The following is a 17759-nucleotide window of genomic DNA, read 5'->3' as shown; positions in this document are numbered from 1 at the left end:
TTGTGACAGTTTTATGACCCATCATGCGGTGGGGTCCCTCCGATTACCGTGAAGCGACGCTGCGCGAGGCCATCATGCAGGAAACGGAACTGAAGCTCGAGCTTTCGCGGTCGGGTGCAGGGTCGCTCCTGAAGAAAAATCCGTTCGGATCCTCGCCCACCATTCTTCAGCAGAGATCCATCTATTTCGACACCCCCGGATGGGATCTGTCCAAGCGCGGCCTGTCGCTTCGCATTCGGCAATCGGGAAATGAACGGATACAAACCGTCAAAGCCGGCGATGGCGCCGCGGCCGGATCGTTCACACGCGAGGAATGGGAGCGACCGGTCGCCGGCGATGCACCGATACTTGACGATCCGCAGATCCGAGACCTGCTTGCAGGGGCTGGCTCAAAGCTCGCGCCCTTGTTCGAGGTTCATGTCAAACGGCATTCCTGGAATGTGATTGATGACGACGCAACGGTCGAGGTCGCTTTGGATATCGGCAAGGTCGTTGCAGCCGATCGCGAGTCGCCGCTCTGTGAGATCGAGTTGGAAAAGAAGGCGGGCCCACCGAGAGCGCTGTTCGCGCTCGCCCGGAAAGTCGACCTGATCACGCCGGCGCATCTCGGGGTGATGAGCAAAGCGGAACGGGGCTATCGTCTGCTTGGCCCGGCGCCCGGTGCTGCGAAAGCGGCTCCGACCCCGCTCACGTCCGACATGAGCGCAGCAACGGCTTTCGCGTGCATCGCCGCGGCTTGTCTCAGACAGTTTCGTCTCAATGAGGCGGCGCTGGGCTGGTCCGGCGATGCCGAGGCCCTGCACCAAGCTCGGGTGTCGCTGCGACGGTTGCGCTCCCTATTCTCGATCTGCAAGTCGCTGTTCGATGACAGCCGTTTCGACCACCTGCGAGAAGAATTCAAATGGCTTACCTCGGAACTTGGCGATGCGCGCAATATCGACGTGATGATCGACCGTGCTTCGAGCGAGGCTCTTTCAAGCTGCCTTCGTGAAGCACGCGACGAGGCTTATGCGGCGGTCGAAGCATCGCTCTCCTCAACGCGCGCCCGCTCCTTGATGATCGATGCCACCGAGTGGATCTCCATCGAGGGCTGGCGAACCCAATCGGACGAAACGTTGCACGTGCAGTCGTCAACGGATTTCGCCTCGATGGTATTTGATAAATTTCGGAAAAAGGTGGCGAAGGACGGCGACAACCTCATCGATGCCGATGACGAGAGCCGTCATAAAGTGCGCATCGCCGCAAAGAAACTGCGCTATGCGGCGGAGTTCTTCGAGCCGCTTTACAACAACAAGACGGAAGCCAAACGCCATCGACGGTTCATCAAGGCCCTGAAGGACCTGCAGGATCAGCTCGGAAGCCTCAACGATATCGCCACCGCCCCCGATATGCTGGCAGCACTGGAGCTTTCGGAGGTGGCTGGGGCGAAGGATCTCTACAGCGCCGAAGACAAATCCAAGCTTCTTGAGGACGCCGCGAAAGCGCACGACGCCTTTGTCAACACGAGGCGCTTCTGGCGTTGAGGCAGCATGCAGAACCATAGGGACCGACGAAGCTCTAGCACCGCTTGCCAGCAGGCGACGAGGAGGCGGATCGTGCGGAGTGGAGAGAAGTTGTGACGGTTGTTTTTGGGCTTGACCCAGTGCTCGAGCCCGAGCGCGCGCGGCACACTCACGACACGCATCTCGCCCGAGCGCGTTGGATGACCGAGCATGGCTACCGACAACTTGTTCGAGCCGGTCACCATTGATTCCCAGCTAATGACAAAGGCGAGTCATTTGAAACTGGAACCTTTGTTATCATCGCGTGTTCGACGGTCATGATCAGGTTCAGGGATGCCCGGTGCCAAGGTTTTACGCCGAGCAGATGGTCGGTGGTGCAGTCATGTCGCGAACCCTGATTGTCGTTGGTCTCATCATAGTTGCGGTGGGCTTATTGTGGCCCTGGTTGTCACGGATGGGCCTTGGCAGACTGCCTGGTGACATCGTGATCGAGCGTGAGAACTTCACGTTCTATGCTCCGATCGCCACCGGGATCCTGATCAGCATCGTGCTCTCGATTATTCTGTGGCTGGTCAACCGGTAGCGGGACACTCGGGACCACAGCCGGCCCCTTTCTGGACTCTTCCTCGCGATGGTCGCATTCTCCCTTTGGGGGAAGGGCGTGGACAAATCTCGCTACGACAATCGGTCTGGCCAGTGGCGAAAGCGCGCCGGCAGAAGAACGCCGTCACGGCGGATGCTGCGACCGCTCTTGGGGCTGATCTTCCTCGGCGTCGGCACGCTTGCCTCCATAGCCACCCAATTCGTGATCCAGAGCACAGCAGGCCTCCAGAGCACGGTAACGAACTGGATTGAGCCGCCGCCTAGTGCAATGGAAGGCCGGGCCTCTGTAATCGACGGCGACACCGCACCGTGGGATGATCCCAGCCCCAGCTTCTCCTGTGGCTGCCTTGTGTGTCCTCGCCCTGCTCTGTCAGATTTGTCCATGTGATGTTGTTCGTGTTGCGCTTGCACGCTCCACCGATCAGGAGGCCATCGGCAACGGTATCGATATTGAGGGTCTTGCCGGTTCCGTTTTGCTCAATGTCCGGTAGCTGTGCCGAATCCGATCGCGTTGTCAGATCAAACCCGACCACGCGCAACATCACCAGGGACAGAGCGGGCCGGGCAGAAGTCGCCGCAACGTCGCCGCTGGACGCTGCCGGTTGCGCTCGAGCGATGCAGATGCCGGTGGCGGAGCCAGCGCCGTTCCCGGTATGATCGACCTGTTATGCCCGGGGCCGCAGCCTTCTCGCCCTTCAGCGGACGGATGAGGCGGCCCAGGCTTTCACGCTGGTGCTTGAGAATGGATCGCTCGCGCCCGCGGAAACTGCCCTGCGCGCCAAGGCCCGGCGACAATTGCAGCAGTTGAGGACAGCCAAGCCGCTCTACATTCTAAAGAAACCTGAGCGCGAGACGACGCCCGTCATCCAGCCGTCGGTGCCGCTGGGGCTGACAAATCTGCTCAAGGTTGCGCGGCCGGCAACCGCGAGCCGCTCCATCTCTTCTGTCGCTTGACGAGGGGCTTGCCTTAGGATCAGCACGCGTTTGGCCCGCCCAGAGCGGGCCAAACGCAACGGCAATCAAGTCGGGAGAGGTCCCTGCCGCTGCAAGCCGCTCAAACAACTCGGCGCCGCCTCGTCATGGGGCCGGTTGGGGCCAGCGCTGCAACGCAGCACGGCCAACGTCCGTAAGCGCATAGACGCCGCGCTCGGCCCTGGCGAACCAGCCATAGACGTTGTGAAGCAGGATCTTGGCAGCGCGTGGTGAAATGGTTTTCAAGTCGCGCGGGCGCTTCGGGCCGTCGATCATCGCAACGGCGCAGGCCAGCGCATCCTGGCGGTAAGCGGTCATTATCGGCGTACGCGAGCCACCGCCGACTACAGGGTCGCCGCGCCGGCGCCGATGCTCGTCCACCAGACGCGATCTTCGCCTCGGATCTCGCCTTGGCGGCAGGGCGGCAGGGCTGAGCAGCAATTCAACGTTGCCGGCGGAGCCAACCCCCAGAAGCCCGAAACCAAGCCGCCTGCAGAGTGCGCGGAACCGGCGATCATGCTCACGGCCTTTGCCGTGGGCCGACATCCGCGCCGCGAGCCAGACCTCATCGCATGACGCGGCACGATCGACACCTTGAAGTATGAGCTCGAGGTTGAACTGCAATTTCAATTCGCAGATGACGACCACGGGCGGCTCGCCGTCGCGCAACCCCACGACGTCGCAACCACCAACTTCGCCTTTTACGGTGAATTCCAGGCCCTCAAGAAACCGCTTCACCGGCATGTAAAGAGACGTTTCCTGCATGCGCGAGGCATAGCCGATTCGTGACTGGCTGGCACAGCATCACCGAAGGACATGCCGCTCTGGGGCAGATTTGCCGCTCGTCGAACGCATGGAAGTGTGGGATGCCAGCTCGGCCGCTAAGCCCTCAGCCCCCTCGCCTCGCCCGAACGCTTGCCCGGAACCATCATATCCCTGGCCAGCAGGCGGCTCACCCGGCAGAACGCCATGAACGCCCGGCAAGCCTCCTCGGTCTCGACCAGGTCGACCGTGGCGCCGAAGCAGGCATTGAATGCGGCCTGATAGACCGGGCCTTGCCGGCGAACCGGCCAGCCTTGCAGGAAATCCAGCGCCTGTTCGACGCTGTAGATTTCCTCGACCGGCAGGCCAGGCGCGGTCGTGATGCGCACCGGCACCTCGAATTGCAATCTGTCCATTCCTGTCTCTCCCGAACGCGTTCCCGCAGCAACACTGTTCGTCGCAAAGTTGCTTTGACCGGCTTTTCGCTCAGGCCCCACTTCTTGCTCAGAAATATGTCGTCAGTGCGGACAAACACCCCGGCACGCGCCGGACAGGCACAAGATGAAGCCGCGAGGTATGAATATCGCCGGCTTAAGCCCATCGCCGGCAGTTCGTCCTTGAACCTGGCGCCGTCCGGTGCCAAATCTGGGGGACTTTTCGCGCGGGCTCGTCAGAAGCCCTTTCTTCCGGCAAGACGGACACAATGGTCACCTATCTCGACGCCGCCATGGCACCACTCAGAAACACCGGCCAGATCCGCCTCTATGGCGAAGAAGGCTTTGCCGGCATGCGCAAGGCCTGCGACCTCACCGCGCGCTGCCTCGACGAACTGGTGTCGATCGTCGCGCCGGGCGTCACCACCGAAACCATCGACCGCTTCGTCTTTGAGTTCGGCATGGATCACGGCGCATTGCCGGCGACGCTCAACTATCGCGGCTACACGAAGTCGTCCTGCACCTCGATCAACCACGTCGTCTGCCATGGCATTCCCGACAACAAGCCGTTGAAGGACGGCGACATCGTCAACATCGACGTCACCTACATCCTCGATGGCTGGCACGGCGATTCCTCGCGCATGTATCCGGTTGGCACGATCAAGCGCGCCGCAGAGCGCCTGCTCGAGGTCACGCATGAATGCCTGATGCGCGGCATCGCGGCGATCAAGCCCGGCGCCCGCACCGGCGCCATCGGCGCCGCCATCCAGACCTATGCCGAAAGCGAGCGCTGCTCGGTGGTGCGCGATTTCTGCGGCCACGGCGTCGGCCAGCTCTTTCACGATGCGCCGAACATCCTGCACTATGGCAGCGCCAGCGAGGGCGTCGAGATGCGGCCGGGCATGATCTTCACCGTCGAGCCGATGATCAATCTCGGCCGGCCGCACGTAAAAGTGCTGTCGGACGGCTGGACGGCGGTGACACGCGACCGCTCGCTGTCGGCGCAGTACGAGCACACGATCGGCGTCACCGAAACCGGATGCGAGATTTTCACGCTGTCGCCAAAAAGCCTCGACCGTCCCGGCCTGCCGGCCTAGTGTTTGTGCGAGGGCCGGATCTTTCCGGTCAAGAAAATGCGGGCGGCTTATGGGGACAACCAGCGACGACGACGAGCGGGATTTCTTCCCCGAGAGACCGATAAAATCGCTCGCGAGAGCCACGTCGGTCGAAAAGCCGCACTATCTCGGCCATCGCGACCGCCTGCGCCAACGGTTCGCGGCCGCGGGCTCCGACGCCCTCCCCGATTACGAATTGCTGGAGCTCTTGCTCTTTCGCCTGATCCCCCGCGCCGACACCAAGCCCGTCGCCAAGGCATTGCTGGCGCGCTTCGGCACGCTGGCCGAGGTGCTTGGCGCGCCGGTCGCGCGGCTCGAGGAGGTCAGGGGTATCGGCCCGGCGGTGGCGCTCGATCTGAAGATCGTTGCCGCGGCCGCCCAACGCGCGGCACGTAGCGAGATCAAAGGCCGCGAGGTCTTGTCGTCCTGGACGCAGGTTCTCGGATACTGCCGGTCGGTCATGGCCTTCGAGGAGCGCGAGCAGTTCCGTATCCTGTTTCTCGACAAGAAGAACGCACTGATCGCCGACGAGGTGCAGCAGGTCGGCACCGTCGACCACACGCCGGTCTATCCGCGCGAAGTGGTCAAGCGCGCGCTCGAACTCTCCGCCACAGCGATCATTCTGGCGCATAATCATCCGTCAGGCGATCCGACGCCGTCACGCGCCGACATCGAGATGACCAAGCTGGTCATCGAGACGGCCAAACCGCTCGGCATCGCCGTCCACGATCACATCATCATCGGCAAGAAGGGTCATGCCAGCATGAAGGGCCTGCTGCTGATCTGACGCCCTGCTTGAACATGCGTCGGCTTCTCGCCGAAAGCGTCCCGTCTTGTGTCATGACACGCCAGGCAGCGAAGGACGTGTCGCGGGAGCACGGCTGCCAACCGCGATGGCGAGCGCGACGACGATCAGTATAGTCGCGACCGCGAACGTGATCCGCATACCGGCGGCAACGGCCCCGGGGCGCGCCGTTGCGATGTCGATCGCCTCTGAGGCGAATGCGAACACGGCACCCATGACGGATGCGCCGGTGATGAGTCCCAGATTGCGCGACAAATTGAGCAAGCCGGAAATGACGCCCCGCTGGTCCGGGCGGATATCCGACATGACGGCGGTGTTGTTGGCGGTTTGGAACAGCGCATAGCCCGATGTGATGACTGCGATCGGGGCGATGTAGCCAGGGATGCCCGATATTGCCGGCATCACGGATAAAATGAAGCAACCGGCGGCTATCGCGATGAGCCCAATGATGGTCATGCGCCCAGCGCCAAAACGGTCGGCTATGCGACCAGCCGGCACAGCGGTCAGCGCGGCGACAAGCGGACCGACCGACATGACGATGCCAACAAGAGCCGCGTCGAGCCCGAGCGCACGAGACAGATAGAACGGCCCGACCACCAGCGTCGCCATCATCACCGTCGCAACGAGCGCGCTCATGGCGAGGCTCGCACTCAGCATCGCATTGCGGAACGCGCCCAATCGGATCAAAGGCGACGCCACTCTCGCCTCCACAAGCACAAAGAAGCCGGCTCCGAAGACGGCAGCCACCAACAGAGCCATGTTGAGCGGACCAAAACTGCCACGCCCGATCGTCATCGCGAGCGCATACGCGCCAAGCGTCAAGGCAAGCAGCAGCGTGCCGACAACGTCGAAGCCGGCCCGATCCGTCTTCGGCCCCCGGCGATCAGCCGGCAGATAGCGATAGGCGAGAACAAATGCCAGCAACCCCAGTGGCACGTTGACGAGGAAGATCGCCCGCCAACCGGCTCCGGCAATCAGAAGGCCGCCGAGCGAGGGACCGAGTGCGGTGCCGATCGCCGACATCGTTCCGAGCAGCCCCATGGCGCTGCCGGTCCTTGCCTTCGGAACCGTCTCAGCGACAAAGGCCATGGTCAGCGCCATCATGATAGCCGCCCCCAAGCCCTGCGCCGTCCGGGCTGCGATCAGCAGCCAGAGCGTCGGCGCGAAACCACATAGGACTGAGGCCGTCGTGAACAGGAAGAGCCCGGCCAGCAGCAGCAGCCGGCGGCCGGTGATGTCACCGAGCCGTCCGACGCTGACGATCAGCGTGGTGATGGCGAGGAGATAAGCCAGCACGATCCACTGGACGTCCTGGAACGAGGCGTTGAACGCCTGCGCCAACGTCGGCAAGGCAACATTGGCGATGCTGATCCCGAGTGAGGACAGCAACATCGACAACGAAAGGCTGGCGAGTGCCCACCGAACCGAAGGTGCCCGTTCTGGGTTTCCAGCGACTGCCCGTCCTGCATCGATTGGCTTCAACATGAACTCCGTTTTCTGGCGACTCCTGAAACGGAGCTGTCAGAGACGTAGTCCTTTGCCTAATATGGCGGAAGATGCATCATTTGCACTTAATCATTGCGTTTGACGCTATGTCAGATCGTGCTGACCGTGCTACGCTCAGCACATGTCGCATCCCGATCTCAATCTGCTTGTCACCCTTGATGTGCTGCTGACGGAAGGCAGCGTTGCGCGCGCCGCCAAGAGGCTGCGGCTGAGCCCGTCGGCAATGAGTCGGGCGCTGGCGCGATTGCGTGAGACGACCGGCGATCCGCTGCTGGTCAGGGCTGGACGCGGCCTCGTGCCCACCCCCCGAGCCATCGAGCTCCGCGAGCGCGTCGGTCAGCTTGTAGAGGACGCCGAATCCGTTCTGCGTCCTGTTGAGACGCTCGACCTGAAACGGCTCGTGCGAACCTTCACGCTCAGAAACCAGGATGGCTTTGTCGAGAATTTCGGACCGGATCTCATTGCGCGGGTCGGCCAACAAGCACCGGGCGTGCGGCTGCGTTTTGTGTTGAAGCCAGACAAGGACAGCACGCCCCTGCGCGACGGCAGCGTAGACCTGGAAACCGGCGTCGTCGGCAACGCCACGGGACCGGAGGTGCGCGCGCAAGCGCTGTTTCGTGATCGTTTCGTCGGCGTCGTGCGGATGGGGCATCCATTATGCGAGCTGACGATCACCCCTGCCCGTTACGCAGCCTGCCGGCACATCCTCATCTCCCGTCGCGGGCTCGACAGGGGGCCGATCGACGACGCCTTTGAGCCGTTAGGGTTGAAACGAGAAATCGTCACGGTCGTCGGCGGCTTTTCGGAAGCTCTGGCCCTGGCGCGTGCCTCGGACCTGATCGCCAGCGTTCCCGAACGCTATACGGGGAACCTGCGCGACGGGATGTTCTGTTTCCCTCTGCCGGTTCCCTTGCCGGAAATCACGGTTTCACTTTTGTGGCACCCGCGGCTCGATGCCGATCCGGCGCATCGCTGGCTGCGCGGTTGCGTTCGAGACGTTTGCGCCGGAATCACTCACTGGATTTCTTAGTGGTTGAGGCGAGCGTTGCTGGTCCGATCACGGCAACTCGGTGTTGCAGGTGCTGGCGATCTGGCCGACCGCCTCGCTGAGCCCGGCGAGGTCGAAATCGGCTTCGCCTCGCCCCGACAGCAGCCCGAACCGCCAGGACAGCTGGAGCCGGTCTGCAGAAACCAATCGCCTGATCCCGTCGACACCATCCCGAACGAGCCTCCTCCCGCGCTTGCTGACCGACTAGCTTTCGTTGACCTTGCTGGCCTTGTCGACGGTCACCGACACGGTGATGGTCCGGCTGGCGGAGACGGCATCGTTCAACTGCAGCCATTCGCTCCAGCGCGAGGAGGAACGCCGTGGCGACCGCGCCTCCAATGCCGACGAATAGCTTCAACGATCCCTCCAACGACCTGCACTTTGCAACTCGGCGCAGATAATGATCAAAACCTGGTATCGCCAGCCGCCAACCGCTGCTTGGGCACGAATCTATCGCCTACCGCATCGGCTCGAAAATCGGAATCGATTCGCGGACAGCACGATGCGCAGATAGTGAGCGTGCAGAGTGTATTTTGTCCGTCTAAGTGGCCGCACGTCGCTCTAAGGTCAAAACCGCACATGGGGCGGCCTTTCACAATTCGGCGGAAACCCGTGTTGTTCGGCGCTTTTGGCGGGCTTTTTCTTCGCCGCAGCCTTCTTCTTCTTAGGTTTTTCCACATCACCGCCACTGCGGTTTCGGCTGGCCGGAAGACCGCACTAGAATTTCGATCAGAAATCGAGCTATGATGCATTTGGCATTTCCTGGGACGGCTTCGCGCCCTTGGAATGCCGGGAGGAAACGGGATATGGCCATAGCGCTTGTACTCGTTTTGGTAGTTGTGGGCTCAGTGTTGTTCCACTTCCTGAGCCCATGGTGGTGGACGCCGATTGCCTCTAACTGGGATTATATCGACAACACCATCATCATCACCTTCTGGATTACCGGCGTCGTCTTCGCCGCCGTCGTCCTATTCATGGCCTATTGCGTCTTTCGCTTCCGTCATCGGGAAGGCAATCAGGCGGCATACGAACCCGAGAACAAGCGGCTCGAATGGTGGCTGACGATCGTCACCGCAATCGGGGTCACGGCCATGCTGGTTCCCGGCCTGTTCGTCTGGAACCAGTTCGTCAGCGTCCCAAGCGACGCAACAGTGGTCGAAGTCGTCGGCCAGCAATGGCAGTGGAGTTTCCGGCTGCCCGGCAAGGACGGCAAGCTCGGCACATCCGACACCCGCAACGTCAGCCCTGAAAATCCCCTGGGCGTGAACGCCAGTGATGCCAACGGCCAGGACGATGTCGTCGTCGAAGCCGCCGATCTGCATCTCCCGGTCGGCAAGCCGGTCAAGATGCTGCTCCGCTCGATCGACGTGCTGCATGATTTCTACGTCCCTGAATTCCGCGCCAAGATGGACATGATCCCGGGCTCGGTCACCTATTTCTGGTTCACCCCGACCAAGACCGGAACTTTTCAGGTCCTGTGTGCCGAACTTTGTGGCCAGGGGCACCCGTTGATGAATGGCGTGGTCATGGTCGATACGGCGGAAGACTATCTGGCGTGGCTCGGCGAACAGCAGACTTTCGCGCAATTGTCGGCCCCCCAGCAGGTGGGCTCGGCAGAGTAGACGCCGGGAAGACGGCGACGTGGGTTGAAATTGCGGCAGGGCTCGAAACTGTCGAGCCTGGTCGAAAAGGGCACGGAGGTGTTCCTATATGGTCGATGTCACACCTGCAGATGCGGTACCGCCGGCCGAGGTCGCGGAGATGGAACTCTATCATCCGCACAGCTGGTGGACGAAGTACGTCTTTTCGCAGGACGCCAAGGTCATCGCCATCCAGTATTCGGCGACGGCCACGGCAATCGGCATGGTGGCGCTGGTGCTGTCCTGGATGATGCGGCTGCAACTCGGCTTCCCCGGGACGTTCGACTTCATCACCCCGGAAGCCTACTACCAGTTCATCACCATGCACGGCATGATCATGGTGATCTACCTGCTTACGGCACTGTTCCTGGGCGGCTTCGGCAACTACCTGATCCCGCTGATGGTCGGCGCGCGCGACATGGTCTTTCCCTATGTCAACATGCTGAGCTACTGGATCTACCTGCTCGCCGTGCTGGTTTTGGTCTCGAGCTTCTTTGCGCCCGGCGGACCGACCGGCGCCGGCTGGACGCTCTACCCGCCGCAGGCGATCATGACCGGCACCCCGGGCGGCCAGGACTGGGGCATCATCCTGATGCTCGTCTCGCTGATCCTGTTCATTATCGGCTTCACCATGGGCGGCTTGAATTATGTCGTGACGGTGCTGCAGGCCCGCACACGCGGCATGACGCTGATGCGCCTGCCGCTGACTGTCTGGGGTATCTTCACCGCGACAGTCATGGCGCTGCTCGCCTTCCCGGCGCTGTTTGTCGCCTGCGTGATGATGCTGTTCGACCGTGCGCTCGGCACCAGCTTCTTCATGCCGGCCATCGTCGAGATGGGCGAACAACTGCAGCACGGCGGCGGCAGCCCGATCCTGTTCCAGCATCTGTTCTGGTTCTTCGGCCACCCCGAGGTCTACATCGTGGCGCTCCCGGCCTTCGGCATCGTGTCCGATCTGATCAGCACCCATGCGCGCAAGAACATCTTCGGCTACCGGATGATGGTCTGGGCCATCGTCGGCATCGGCGCGCTGAGCTTTGTGGTCTGGGCGCACCACATGTATGTCAGCGGCATGCATCCCTATTTCGGCTTCTTCTTCGCCACCACGACATTGATCATTGCCGTCCCGACCGCGATCAAGGTCTACAACTGGGTGCTGACACTGTGGCGCGGCGACATCCACCTCACCATACCGATGCTTTTTGCCCTGGCCTTCATCGTCACCTTCGTCAATGGCGGGCTGACCGGACTGTTTCTCGGCAACGTCGTCGTCGACGTTCCGCTATCGGACACGATGTTCGTCGTTGCCCATTTCCACATGGTCATGGGCGTTGCCCCGATCCTGGTGATCTTCGGGGCGATCTATCACTGGTACCCGAAGGTCACTGGCCGGATGCTGAACGAGGCGATGGGCCAGTTCCATTTCTGGGTCACCTTCCTCGGCGCCTACCTGATTTTCTTTCCCATGCACTACATCGGCCTGATGGGCGTACCGCGCCGCTACAACGAACTGACCGCCACGACGGTGATGACCGAGTCGGCCCACGATCTGAACGCGTTCATCAGCATCATGGCGTTCCTCGTCGGCTTCGCCCAGGTCGTGTTCCTGTTCAATCTGATCTGGAGCATCCGCCATGGCCGCGAGGCCGGCGGCAATCCGTGGCGCGCCACGACACTCGAATGGCAGACGTCCGAAACACCGCCCGCCCATGGCAATTTCGGCAAGGAACTGCCGATCGTCTATCGCTGGGCCTATGACTACAGCGTGCCGGGCGCCAAGGAGGACTTTATCCCGCAAAACATGCCGGGCTCCTTCGGATCCTCCAGGGAGCCGGCATGAGCGTCATTCTGGTCTTCCTCCTCGTCATCGTCGGCTTTGCCGGATGGTGGCTTTCCCATCAGCGGCTGATGGCCAAGCCATGGCTCGAGCAAGGTGTGATCGGGGATATTATCGGCCCGGAAGGATCAGCGCTGCCGACCGCCAAGATCGGCCTCGGCGTCTTCCTCGCCGTCGTCGGCTGCCTGTTTGCGCTTTTCACCAGCGCCTATTTCATGCGCATGGCGCTGTCGGACTGGCAGGCGCTGCCGCTGCCGCGCGTGCTCTGGTTCAACACCAGCGTGCTGGTCCTGAGCAGCATCGCGCTGCAATGCGCCTCGGTCGCTGCACGCCGGGGTCAGGTCGACACGGTCAGGCTCGGCCTGGTCACGGCGGGGCTCACCGCGCTTGCCTTCCTGATCGGACAGCTTGTGGCATGGCGGGAACTGACCACCGACGGCTACTTGCTGACCGCCAATCCGGCCAACAGTTTTTTCTACCTGATAACCGGGATGCATGGGCTGCACATACTGGGAGGGCTGGTCGCCTTGAGCAGAACGACTGCCGGCGCCTGGACCGGAGCACCGCCGGAGCGGCTTCGCCTCAGCGTCGAATTGTGCGCCATGTACTGGCATTTCCTGCTTTTCGTCTGGCTCGCCATCTTCGCGCTTCTGGCCGGCTGGGCCGCTACTTTTATCGAGATTTGCCTACAGTTGCTGACCTAGGAGGGCCGGGCGAATGGCAGACACGACACTGACTCATACTGGCCAAGCACAGCCGCGGCCGGCGGGCTTGCAAGGCGTCGCCGCCGACTGGTCCTCGGATCAGCGCGCGTTCAAGAACGTGTCCTGGGGCAAGGCCATGATGTGGATCTTCCTGCTCAGCGACACCTTCGTCTTCGGCTGCTTCCTGCTCTCCTACATGACCGCGCGCATGTCTACCCGAGTGCCGTGGCCCAATCCGAGCGAGGTCTTTGCCCTTCACATTGGCGGCTCGAATATTCCACTGATCCTGATCGCGATCATGACCTTCGTGCTGATCTCGAGCAGCGGAACGATGGCCATGGCGGTGAATTTCGGCTATCGCCACGACCGCCGCAAGACGGCGATCCTGATGCTTCTGACCGCAGCGCTCGGCGCGACCTTCGTCGGCATGCAGGCCTTCGAATGGACCAAGCTGATCACCGAAGGGGTACGGCCCTGGGGCAATCCGTGGGGTGCGGCGCAGTTCGGGTCATCCTTCTTCATGATCACCGGCTTTCACGGCACCCATGTGACGTTCGGGGTGATCTTCCTGATCATCGTGGCGCGAAAGGTCTGGCGCGGAGATTACGAAACCGGCCGGCCCGGGTTCTTCACCAGTCGCAGGGGCCGCTACGAGCACGTCGAGATCATGGGGCTCTACTGGCATTTCGTCGACCTGGTCTGGGTGTTCATTTTCGCATTCTTCTATCTTTGGTGAGAGGCAGATATGGCTTTGGTGAGAGGCAGATATGGCTGAAGCAACCGCAAATGGCCTGGGGCAACATACGCTGCACGGAGCTCAAGCGCATGATGCGACAGCAATCGGCATCGCCCCCGCGGAGGTTCATCAGGAGCACCCGATCAAGCTCTATCTGGTCGTCTGGGCATGGCTGTTCATCCTCAGCGCCTGCTCCTATATGGTCGATTATCTCGGCCTCCACGGCTATCTCAGATGGTCGCTGATCCTGATCTTCATGATGCTCAAGGCCGGGCTCATCGTCGCGGTCTTCATGCACATGGCCTGGGAACGGTTGGCGCTGACGTATGCGATCATCTTGCCGCCGATACTGGTGCTGGTGTTCGTGGCAATGATGGTCTTCGAATCGGATTACACGCTTCTCACCCGGACGGTGTTTTTTGGGGCCGGCCCCTGACACGCAATCCGGGCACAGGGTCGACGGCGTCTCCCGTCAAGAGCTGGAAGCGCTAGTTGCGGTCCGCTCCTGTCTGCCTTGAAACAATCGACAGCTGGCCCATTTTTGTTAGCACGGGAAACGACGGAAGGAGAATGATTGCCTGCGTTTCCACATGCGTCGCGAACTCCAGCAAGGGAGGCTCAGGATGACGATCGCAAACAGACTGAAGGACTTTATCGACGGGAAAGGAATTTCCTATGACACCGTCGAGCACCACCGCACGTCGACAAGCAGGCAGGCCGCCATAGCGGCGCATGTGCCCGGCAGCATAATGGCCAAATCGGTGGTCGTTCACCACGAACTCGGCTATGCGCTGGCCGTGGTTCCCAGCACGCACAGGATCGAGCTCGGCACGTTGCAGGATGTCATGGACAAACGTATCGGACTCGCCTCCGAAGACGAGGTGGTTTCGCTCTTCGAGGATTGCGACACCGGCGCTATCCCGCCGATCGGCGCGGCCTACGATGTGCCGGTGATTCTCGATGAGAGCCTCGGCAATGCCGCCGACATCTATTTCGAGGGCGGCGACCACAGGACGCTCGTACATGTCAGCGGCAAGGATTTCCGCAACCTGACCAGCGACGCACGCCAGGCCCGCTTTAGCTACCCGGCTTACTGAACACCCTGGCCAACTTGCCGCACCGATGCTCTCGCCGGTGCGGCAGGCAGGATTTTGTCAGTTAGCCGGTCTGGTGGAGGCCGGCGATTCCACAACTTTCCGATAGACGTGCCAGGTGGCGTGACCGAGGATCGGCAGCACCACCGCCAACCCGGCGAACACCGGCAGCGAGCCTATGATCAGGGCGACGGCGACAATCAGGCCCCACACAGCCATCACGATCGGGTTCGCCAGGACCACGCGCACCGAGGTGTGGATGGCTTCGTAGGCGCCGACGTCACGGTCGAGCAACAACGGGAACGCGACGACCGTGGTGCACAACACGACCGCGGCGAAGACGAAGCCGATGGCGTGGCCAAGGATAATCAGCGTCCAGCCGCGTCCGGTGGCGAATATTTCACTGATGAAGCTGGAGAGCGAATCCGGCGGGGCCGGGCCGAACACTTGCTGGTAAAATATCTGCGCGGTCAAAAGCCAGGCGATGAAGATCGCAAGCAGCATGATCCCGACCGCCGCGATGGCCGGCAGCGCCGGAGAATTCCTGACCCCGAAAGCGTGGCTCCAAGAGGCGTCGAGCCCGGCCTCCCGTCGCCGACTGATCTCATAGAGGCCGATCGCCGCGAACGGACCGATCAACGCAAAACCCGACACCAGCGGAAACAACAGCGGCAGCGCATTGTTGCCCGACGTCCAGACGGCGAGCACGACGCCGACAAGCGGATAGATCAGGCAGAGGAAAACGATATGCGACGGTTTGACCATGAAATCGTCGACGCCGCGCTTGAGCGCGTCGAAAAGGTCGGAAACGCCGATCTTTCGAATTCTGGTGTGCTCCAGCGTCTCGCTGGCGCCTGCAATCACGTGAAAACTTGCCATGACCATTCCTCCAGACCAGGTCCGGTAAGGTCGCGATTTTACGGTGCTGTCGTTCAGCGTGACTGGCCACGCAAAACCGCGACCTGCACCATGATCAACATACGCTCTTGCAGGGGATTTGTCGCCGCCCTTTGTCTTGAGAGGACGGCTCCGGTGATCCGGCTAGCTCTAACCGCCTTTCTTCGATATTCTCCAAGCTGGGTTGAAGGGTGAAGGTCATGGATGGAAAGACCGTTCTCATGCTCGGCCTTGGCGTAGTTATTCTGCTGTTGCTGGGATTCTGCGCAGTGCCAATGTGAGGTTTGAGCAGGTTCGGGGCGCACCTCGTTCAGCAATCGCCGATTCTCAACGCGGCAAGCAATCCGAGAACATCAGGATTCAATGCAGCCACGAGGCAGGTCATGCCGTCAATTTCCGGCTGACATGACGGCACGCATTGCAATGGTATCGGCAAGCAGCACGGCAAAGATCGCGAAAAGATAGAGAATCGAATAGGCAAACAGCGCCTTTGCGAATTTCATCTCCTTGTCGATCAGAAGCTTCCAGGCATGCCAGATGAAACCCGCGCCCAATGCGGCCGAAACAATCCCGTACAATCCGCTCGCGAATCCAAAAGCCCAAGGCAGCACGCCGATTGGTGCCAGGATCAGTGAATAGACGAAGATCTGTTTTCTGGTCGAAGCCTGGCCGGCCACGTTCGGCATCATGGGAATGCCGGCAGCAGCATAGTCGCCGATCTTGAACAGCGCGAGCGCCCAGAAATGCGGCGGCGTCCAGAGGAAGATGATCAGAAACAGGATGAGACTTTCAGCCCCGACAGCGCCGGTGGCCGCCGCCCACCCGATGACAGGAGGAAGGGCACCCGCGGCGCCGCCTATGACGATATTCTGCGGCGTCGAGCGTTTCAGCCACATCGTGTAGATGACGACATAGAAGAAGATGGTGAAAGCCAGCAGCGATGCGGCAAGCCACCCAACCAGCACGCCGAGCGTCATGACCGAAAGTACGGAAAGCACCAGGCCGAAGCCGAGAGCTTCGCCTGGCATGACCCGGCCTGACGGGACCGGCCGCTTTGACGTGCGCGACATCAAAGCGTCAATATCGGCATCATACCACATGTTGAGTGCCCCGGCCGCTCCCGCTCCAACCGCAATTGCACCGATTGCAATCACGGCGATGACCGGATTCATTGCCCCAGGCGCCACCATCAGGCCGACGAAAGCGGTAAAAACAGCAAGCGCCATGACGCGTGGTTTCAGAAGCGCGAAGAAATCACTGACCGTCGCTTCCGAGATCTGGATACCGGTATCCTTGAGGCCGCTTTCCCGAGCCGACATTTCAGGCGACCATCGATGGGGGCAGGCAATCTGGCCGGCCCATCAGCCGGCGGAAGAGCCAGGTTACTTCCTGGCGGAAGAACCGGGTTACTTCCTGGCGGAAGAACCGGGTTACTTCCTGGCGGAAGAACCGGGTCATTTGGAGAATTGCTTCAGATAGGCGATGACGTTGGCGAGATCCTCGTCTTTCTTGAGGCCGGGAAAAGCCATCTTCCCACCTTTGATCATGGCCTTGGGATCGCGAAGATAGGTCGTCAGCGTGGCGTCGTCCCATTTGACGCCGGATTTTCCCGCCTCGGTCATGGCTTTGGAATACTTGAACCCCGGATGCGTGCCGGCCGTCCGGCCGATAACGCCGCTCAACGACGGACCGACCTTGTTCTGGTCCTTGTCCACGACGTGACAGACCTTGCATTTGGTGAAGACCTTCTCACCCGCGGCGGCATCCTGTGCCTGCGATTGGTTTGTGATGAACGTCGCAACGGACACGACGGCGAAAAATGCGATTGCACGCATGGCATTCCCTCCCCGATCGCCAAATCTGCCTTGGACGATCTGCGCCTGCCGACACCTTCGCCGGCATGCGCCCCTTGCACGACAGAGCGGAATATCCGCGTCATGGAATTGCGGCATCTACATACCACAGAAACTGGCCGGCAGATAGAAGAGTCGACCAGCAGGATTGCCCCCGAAACGATGAGGCAGCTCGATCGGCGTCGAGCGCAGTCGGAACGCATACCGGCTAAAAGGCGTTAGACCAGCTACGGTTCAACGTCTGCAAGATC

21 protein-coding genes are annotated in these 17759 nt (G+C 61.3%); 13 read left to right on the top strand and 8 right to left on the bottom strand.

The features are described 5' to 3' along the window. Window positions 1-23: 23 nt before the first annotated feature. The 3 genes from BQ8482_RS28865 to BQ8482_RS28850 all read left to right on the top strand — a co-directional run bounded on the left by BQ8482_RS28865 (window position 24) and on the right by BQ8482_RS28850 (window position 3059). The gene (locus BQ8482_RS28865; RefSeq protein WP_342210991.1) at window positions 24-1523 is read left to right on the top strand and encodes a CYTH and CHAD domain-containing protein; all 1500 of its coding nucleotides are present in this window, start codon (window positions 24-26) and stop codon (window positions 1521-1523) included. A 319-nt stretch (window positions 1524-1842) separates the two neighbouring features. Next, a complete protein-coding gene (locus BQ8482_RS28855) occupies window positions 1843-2085 on the top strand; it encodes a DUF2905 domain-containing protein (RefSeq protein ID WP_342210990.1) in 243 nt (80 codons plus the stop codon). A gap of 752 nt (window positions 2086-2837) precedes the next feature. After that, window positions 2838-3059, top strand: coding sequence for a hypothetical protein (locus BQ8482_RS28850; protein WP_123150676.1), 222 nt, complete (start codon window positions 2838-2840; stop codon window positions 3057-3059). Window positions 3060-3182: 123 nt separating this feature from the next. On the opposite strand, the gene BQ8482_RS28845 is transcribed toward BQ8482_RS28850, so the two are convergent. Both BQ8482_RS28845 and BQ8482_RS28840 read right to left on the bottom strand, forming a co-directional pair. Continuing rightward, the gene (locus BQ8482_RS28845) at window positions 3183-3842 is read right to left on the bottom strand and encodes a DUF2161 domain-containing phosphodiesterase (RefSeq protein ID WP_123150675.1); all 660 of its coding nucleotides are present in this window, start codon (window positions 3840-3842) and stop codon (window positions 3183-3185) included. Window positions 3843-3958: 116 nt separating this feature from the next. Further along, complete coding sequence (locus tag BQ8482_RS28840) at window positions 3959-4255, bottom strand: DUF982 domain-containing protein (protein WP_123150674.1); 297 nt, start codon at window positions 4253-4255, stop codon at window positions 3959-3961. 287 nt (window positions 4256-4542) lie between these two features. On the opposite strand from BQ8482_RS28840, the gene map reads away from it, so the two are divergent. Continuing rightward, window positions 4543-5370 carry a type I methionyl aminopeptidase gene (map, locus tag BQ8482_RS28835; RefSeq protein ID WP_123150673.1) on the top strand — a complete coding sequence of 276 codons (828 nt, stop codon included), beginning with the start codon at window positions 4543-4545 and terminating at the stop codon, window positions 5368-5370. 49 nt (window positions 5371-5419) lie between these two features. Then, on the top strand, window positions 5420-6175 hold the full coding sequence (gene radC / locus BQ8482_RS28830; RefSeq protein ID WP_123150672.1) for a RadC family protein: 756 nt from the start codon (window positions 5420-5422) through the stop codon (window positions 6173-6175). Between the two features lie 51 nt (window positions 6176-6226). Here radC and BQ8482_RS28825 read toward each other — a convergent pair whose 3' ends face one another. Further along, window positions 6227-7678, bottom strand: coding sequence for an MFS transporter (locus tag BQ8482_RS28825; protein ID WP_123150671.1), 1452 nt, complete (start codon window positions 7676-7678; stop codon window positions 6227-6229). A 142-nt stretch (window positions 7679-7820) separates the two neighbouring features. Between BQ8482_RS28825 and BQ8482_RS28820 the strand changes: the two genes are divergently transcribed. Next, window positions 7821-8729 (top strand): LysR family transcriptional regulator, encoded by a 909-nt coding sequence (locus BQ8482_RS28820; RefSeq protein ID WP_123150670.1) that lies wholly within the window; start codon window positions 7821-7823, stop codon window positions 8727-8729. 27 nt (window positions 8730-8756) lie between these two features. Here BQ8482_RS28820 and BQ8482_RS39640 read toward each other — a convergent pair whose 3' ends face one another. After that, window positions 8757-8894, bottom strand: coding sequence for a hypothetical protein (locus BQ8482_RS39640; protein WP_244603016.1), 138 nt, complete (start codon window positions 8892-8894; stop codon window positions 8757-8759). A gap of 67 nt (window positions 8895-8961) precedes the next feature. Between BQ8482_RS39640 and BQ8482_RS39635 the strand changes: the two genes are divergently transcribed. From BQ8482_RS39635 to BQ8482_RS28785, 7 genes are all read left to right on the top strand, one after another. Beyond that, window positions 8962-9099 carry a hypothetical protein gene (locus BQ8482_RS39635; RefSeq protein WP_244603015.1) on the top strand — a complete coding sequence of 46 codons (138 nt, stop codon included), beginning with the start codon at window positions 8962-8964 and terminating at the stop codon, window positions 9097-9099. Between the two features lie 454 nt (window positions 9100-9553). Next, window positions 9554-10369: a cytochrome c oxidase subunit II gene (gene coxB / locus BQ8482_RS28810; RefSeq protein ID WP_095493745.1), complete on the top strand. Its 816-nt coding sequence runs from the start codon at window positions 9554-9556 to the stop codon at window positions 10367-10369. Between the two features lie 88 nt (window positions 10370-10457). Then, on the top strand, window positions 10458-12227 hold the full coding sequence (gene ctaD, locus BQ8482_RS28805) for a cytochrome c oxidase subunit I (protein ID WP_123150669.1): 1770 nt from the start codon (window positions 10458-10460) through the stop codon (window positions 12225-12227). Next, complete coding sequence (locus BQ8482_RS28800; RefSeq protein ID WP_123150668.1) at window positions 12224-12928, top strand: cytochrome c oxidase subunit 3; 705 nt, start codon at window positions 12224-12226, stop codon at window positions 12926-12928. The genes ctaD and BQ8482_RS28800 overlap by 4 nt, the downstream gene beginning before the upstream one ends. A gap of 13 nt (window positions 12929-12941) precedes the next feature. After that, complete coding sequence (locus BQ8482_RS28795) at window positions 12942-13664, top strand: heme-copper oxidase subunit III family protein (RefSeq protein ID WP_123150667.1); 723 nt, start codon at window positions 12942-12944, stop codon at window positions 13662-13664. 31 nt (window positions 13665-13695) lie between these two features. Then, window positions 13696-14100 (top strand): cytochrome C oxidase subunit IV family protein, encoded by a 405-nt coding sequence (locus BQ8482_RS28790; RefSeq protein ID WP_123150666.1) that lies wholly within the window; start codon window positions 13696-13698, stop codon window positions 14098-14100. Between the two features lie 187 nt (window positions 14101-14287). Further along, window positions 14288-14761, top strand: a complete 474-nt coding sequence (locus BQ8482_RS28785) for an aminoacyl-tRNA deacylase (protein ID WP_123150665.1) — start codon at window positions 14288-14290, stop codon at window positions 14759-14761. 57 nt (window positions 14762-14818) lie between these two features. On the opposite strand, the gene BQ8482_RS28780 is transcribed toward BQ8482_RS28785, so the two are convergent. The 4 genes from BQ8482_RS28780 to BQ8482_RS28770 all read right to left on the bottom strand — a co-directional run bounded on the left by BQ8482_RS28780 (window position 14819) and on the right by BQ8482_RS28770 (window position 17490). Further along, a complete protein-coding gene (locus BQ8482_RS28780) occupies window positions 14819-15637 on the bottom strand; it encodes a DUF2189 domain-containing protein (protein ID WP_123150781.1) in 819 nt (272 codons plus the stop codon). 407 nt (window positions 15638-16044) lie between these two features. Next, window positions 16045-16974 carry a heme o synthase gene (locus BQ8482_RS28775; RefSeq protein ID WP_123150664.1) on the bottom strand — a complete coding sequence of 310 codons (930 nt, stop codon included), beginning with the start codon at window positions 16972-16974 and terminating at the stop codon, window positions 16045-16047. 1 nt (window position 16975) lies between these two features. Next, entirely contained in the window at window positions 16976-17113 is a 138-nt protein-coding gene (locus tag BQ8482_RS38750) for a hypothetical protein (protein ID WP_208867861.1), read from the bottom strand. Continuing rightward, entirely contained in the window at window positions 17110-17490 is a 381-nt protein-coding gene (locus BQ8482_RS28770) for a c-type cytochrome (RefSeq protein ID WP_123150663.1), read from the bottom strand. The genes BQ8482_RS38750 and BQ8482_RS28770 overlap by 4 nt, the downstream gene beginning before the upstream one ends. Between the last annotated feature and the right edge of the window lie 269 nt (window positions 17491-17759).

The sequence above is a fragment of the Mesorhizobium delmotii genome (assembly GCF_900149755.1).
In the GTDB taxonomy this organism is placed as follows: domain Bacteria; phylum Pseudomonadota; class Alphaproteobacteria; order Rhizobiales; family Rhizobiaceae; genus Mesorhizobium; species Mesorhizobium delmotii.
This window is presented reverse-complemented; position numbering and strand designations above follow the sequence as displayed.

Bases quoted from the DNA above. Each gene is read 5' to 3' on its own strand.
- BQ8482_RS28800 (WP_123150668.1), top strand. From the start codon at position 12,224: ATGAGCGTCATTCTGGTCTTCCTCCTCGTCATCGTCGGCTTTGCCGGA.
- radC (WP_123150672.1), top strand. From the start codon at position 5,420: ATGGGGACAACCAGCGACGACGACGAGCGGGATTTCTTCCCCGAGAGA.
- BQ8482_RS28795 (WP_123150667.1), top strand. From the start codon at position 12,942: ATGGCAGACACGACACTGACTCATACTGGCCAAGCACAGCCGCGGCCG.
- BQ8482_RS28865 (WP_342210991.1), top strand. From the start codon at position 24: ATGCGGTGGGGTCCCTCCGATTACCGTGAAGCGACGCTGCGCGAGGCC.
- map (WP_123150673.1), top strand. From the start codon at position 4,543: ATGGTCACCTATCTCGACGCCGCCATGGCACCACTCAGAAACACCGGC.
- ctaD (WP_123150669.1), top strand. From the start codon at position 10,458: ATGGTCGATGTCACACCTGCAGATGCGGTACCGCCGGCCGAGGTCGCG.
- BQ8482_RS28770 (WP_123150663.1), bottom strand. From the start codon at position 17,490: ATGCGTGCAATCGCATTTTTCGCCGTCGTGTCCGTTGCGACGTTCATC.
- BQ8482_RS28780 (WP_123150781.1), bottom strand. From the start codon at position 15,637: ATGGCAAGTTTTCACGTGATTGCAGGCGCCAGCGAGACGCTGGAGCAC.
- coxB (WP_095493745.1), top strand. From the start codon at position 9,554: ATGGCCATAGCGCTTGTACTCGTTTTGGTAGTTGTGGGCTCAGTGTTG.
- BQ8482_RS28825 (WP_123150671.1), bottom strand. From the start codon at position 7,678: ATGTTGAAGCCAATCGATGCAGGACGGGCAGTCGCTGGAAACCCAGAA.
- BQ8482_RS28775 (WP_123150664.1), bottom strand. From the start codon at position 16,974: ATGTCGGCTCGGGAAAGCGGCCTCAAGGATACCGGTATCCAGATCTCG.
- BQ8482_RS28840 (WP_123150674.1), bottom strand. From the start codon at position 4,255: ATGGACAGATTGCAATTCGAGGTGCCGGTGCGCATCACGACCGCGCCT.
- BQ8482_RS28790 (WP_123150666.1), top strand. From the start codon at position 13,696: ATGGCTGAAGCAACCGCAAATGGCCTGGGGCAACATACGCTGCACGGA.
- BQ8482_RS38750 (WP_208867861.1), bottom strand. From the start codon at position 17,113: ATGACCCGGTTCTTCCGCCAGGAAGTAACCCGGTTCTTCCGCCAGGAA.
- BQ8482_RS28785 (WP_123150665.1), top strand. From the start codon at position 14,288: ATGACGATCGCAAACAGACTGAAGGACTTTATCGACGGGAAAGGAATT.
- BQ8482_RS28845 (WP_123150675.1), bottom strand. From the start codon at position 3,842: ATGCAGGAAACGTCTCTTTACATGCCGGTGAAGCGGTTTCTTGAGGGC.
- BQ8482_RS28820 (WP_123150670.1), top strand. From the start codon at position 7,821: ATGTCGCATCCCGATCTCAATCTGCTTGTCACCCTTGATGTGCTGCTG.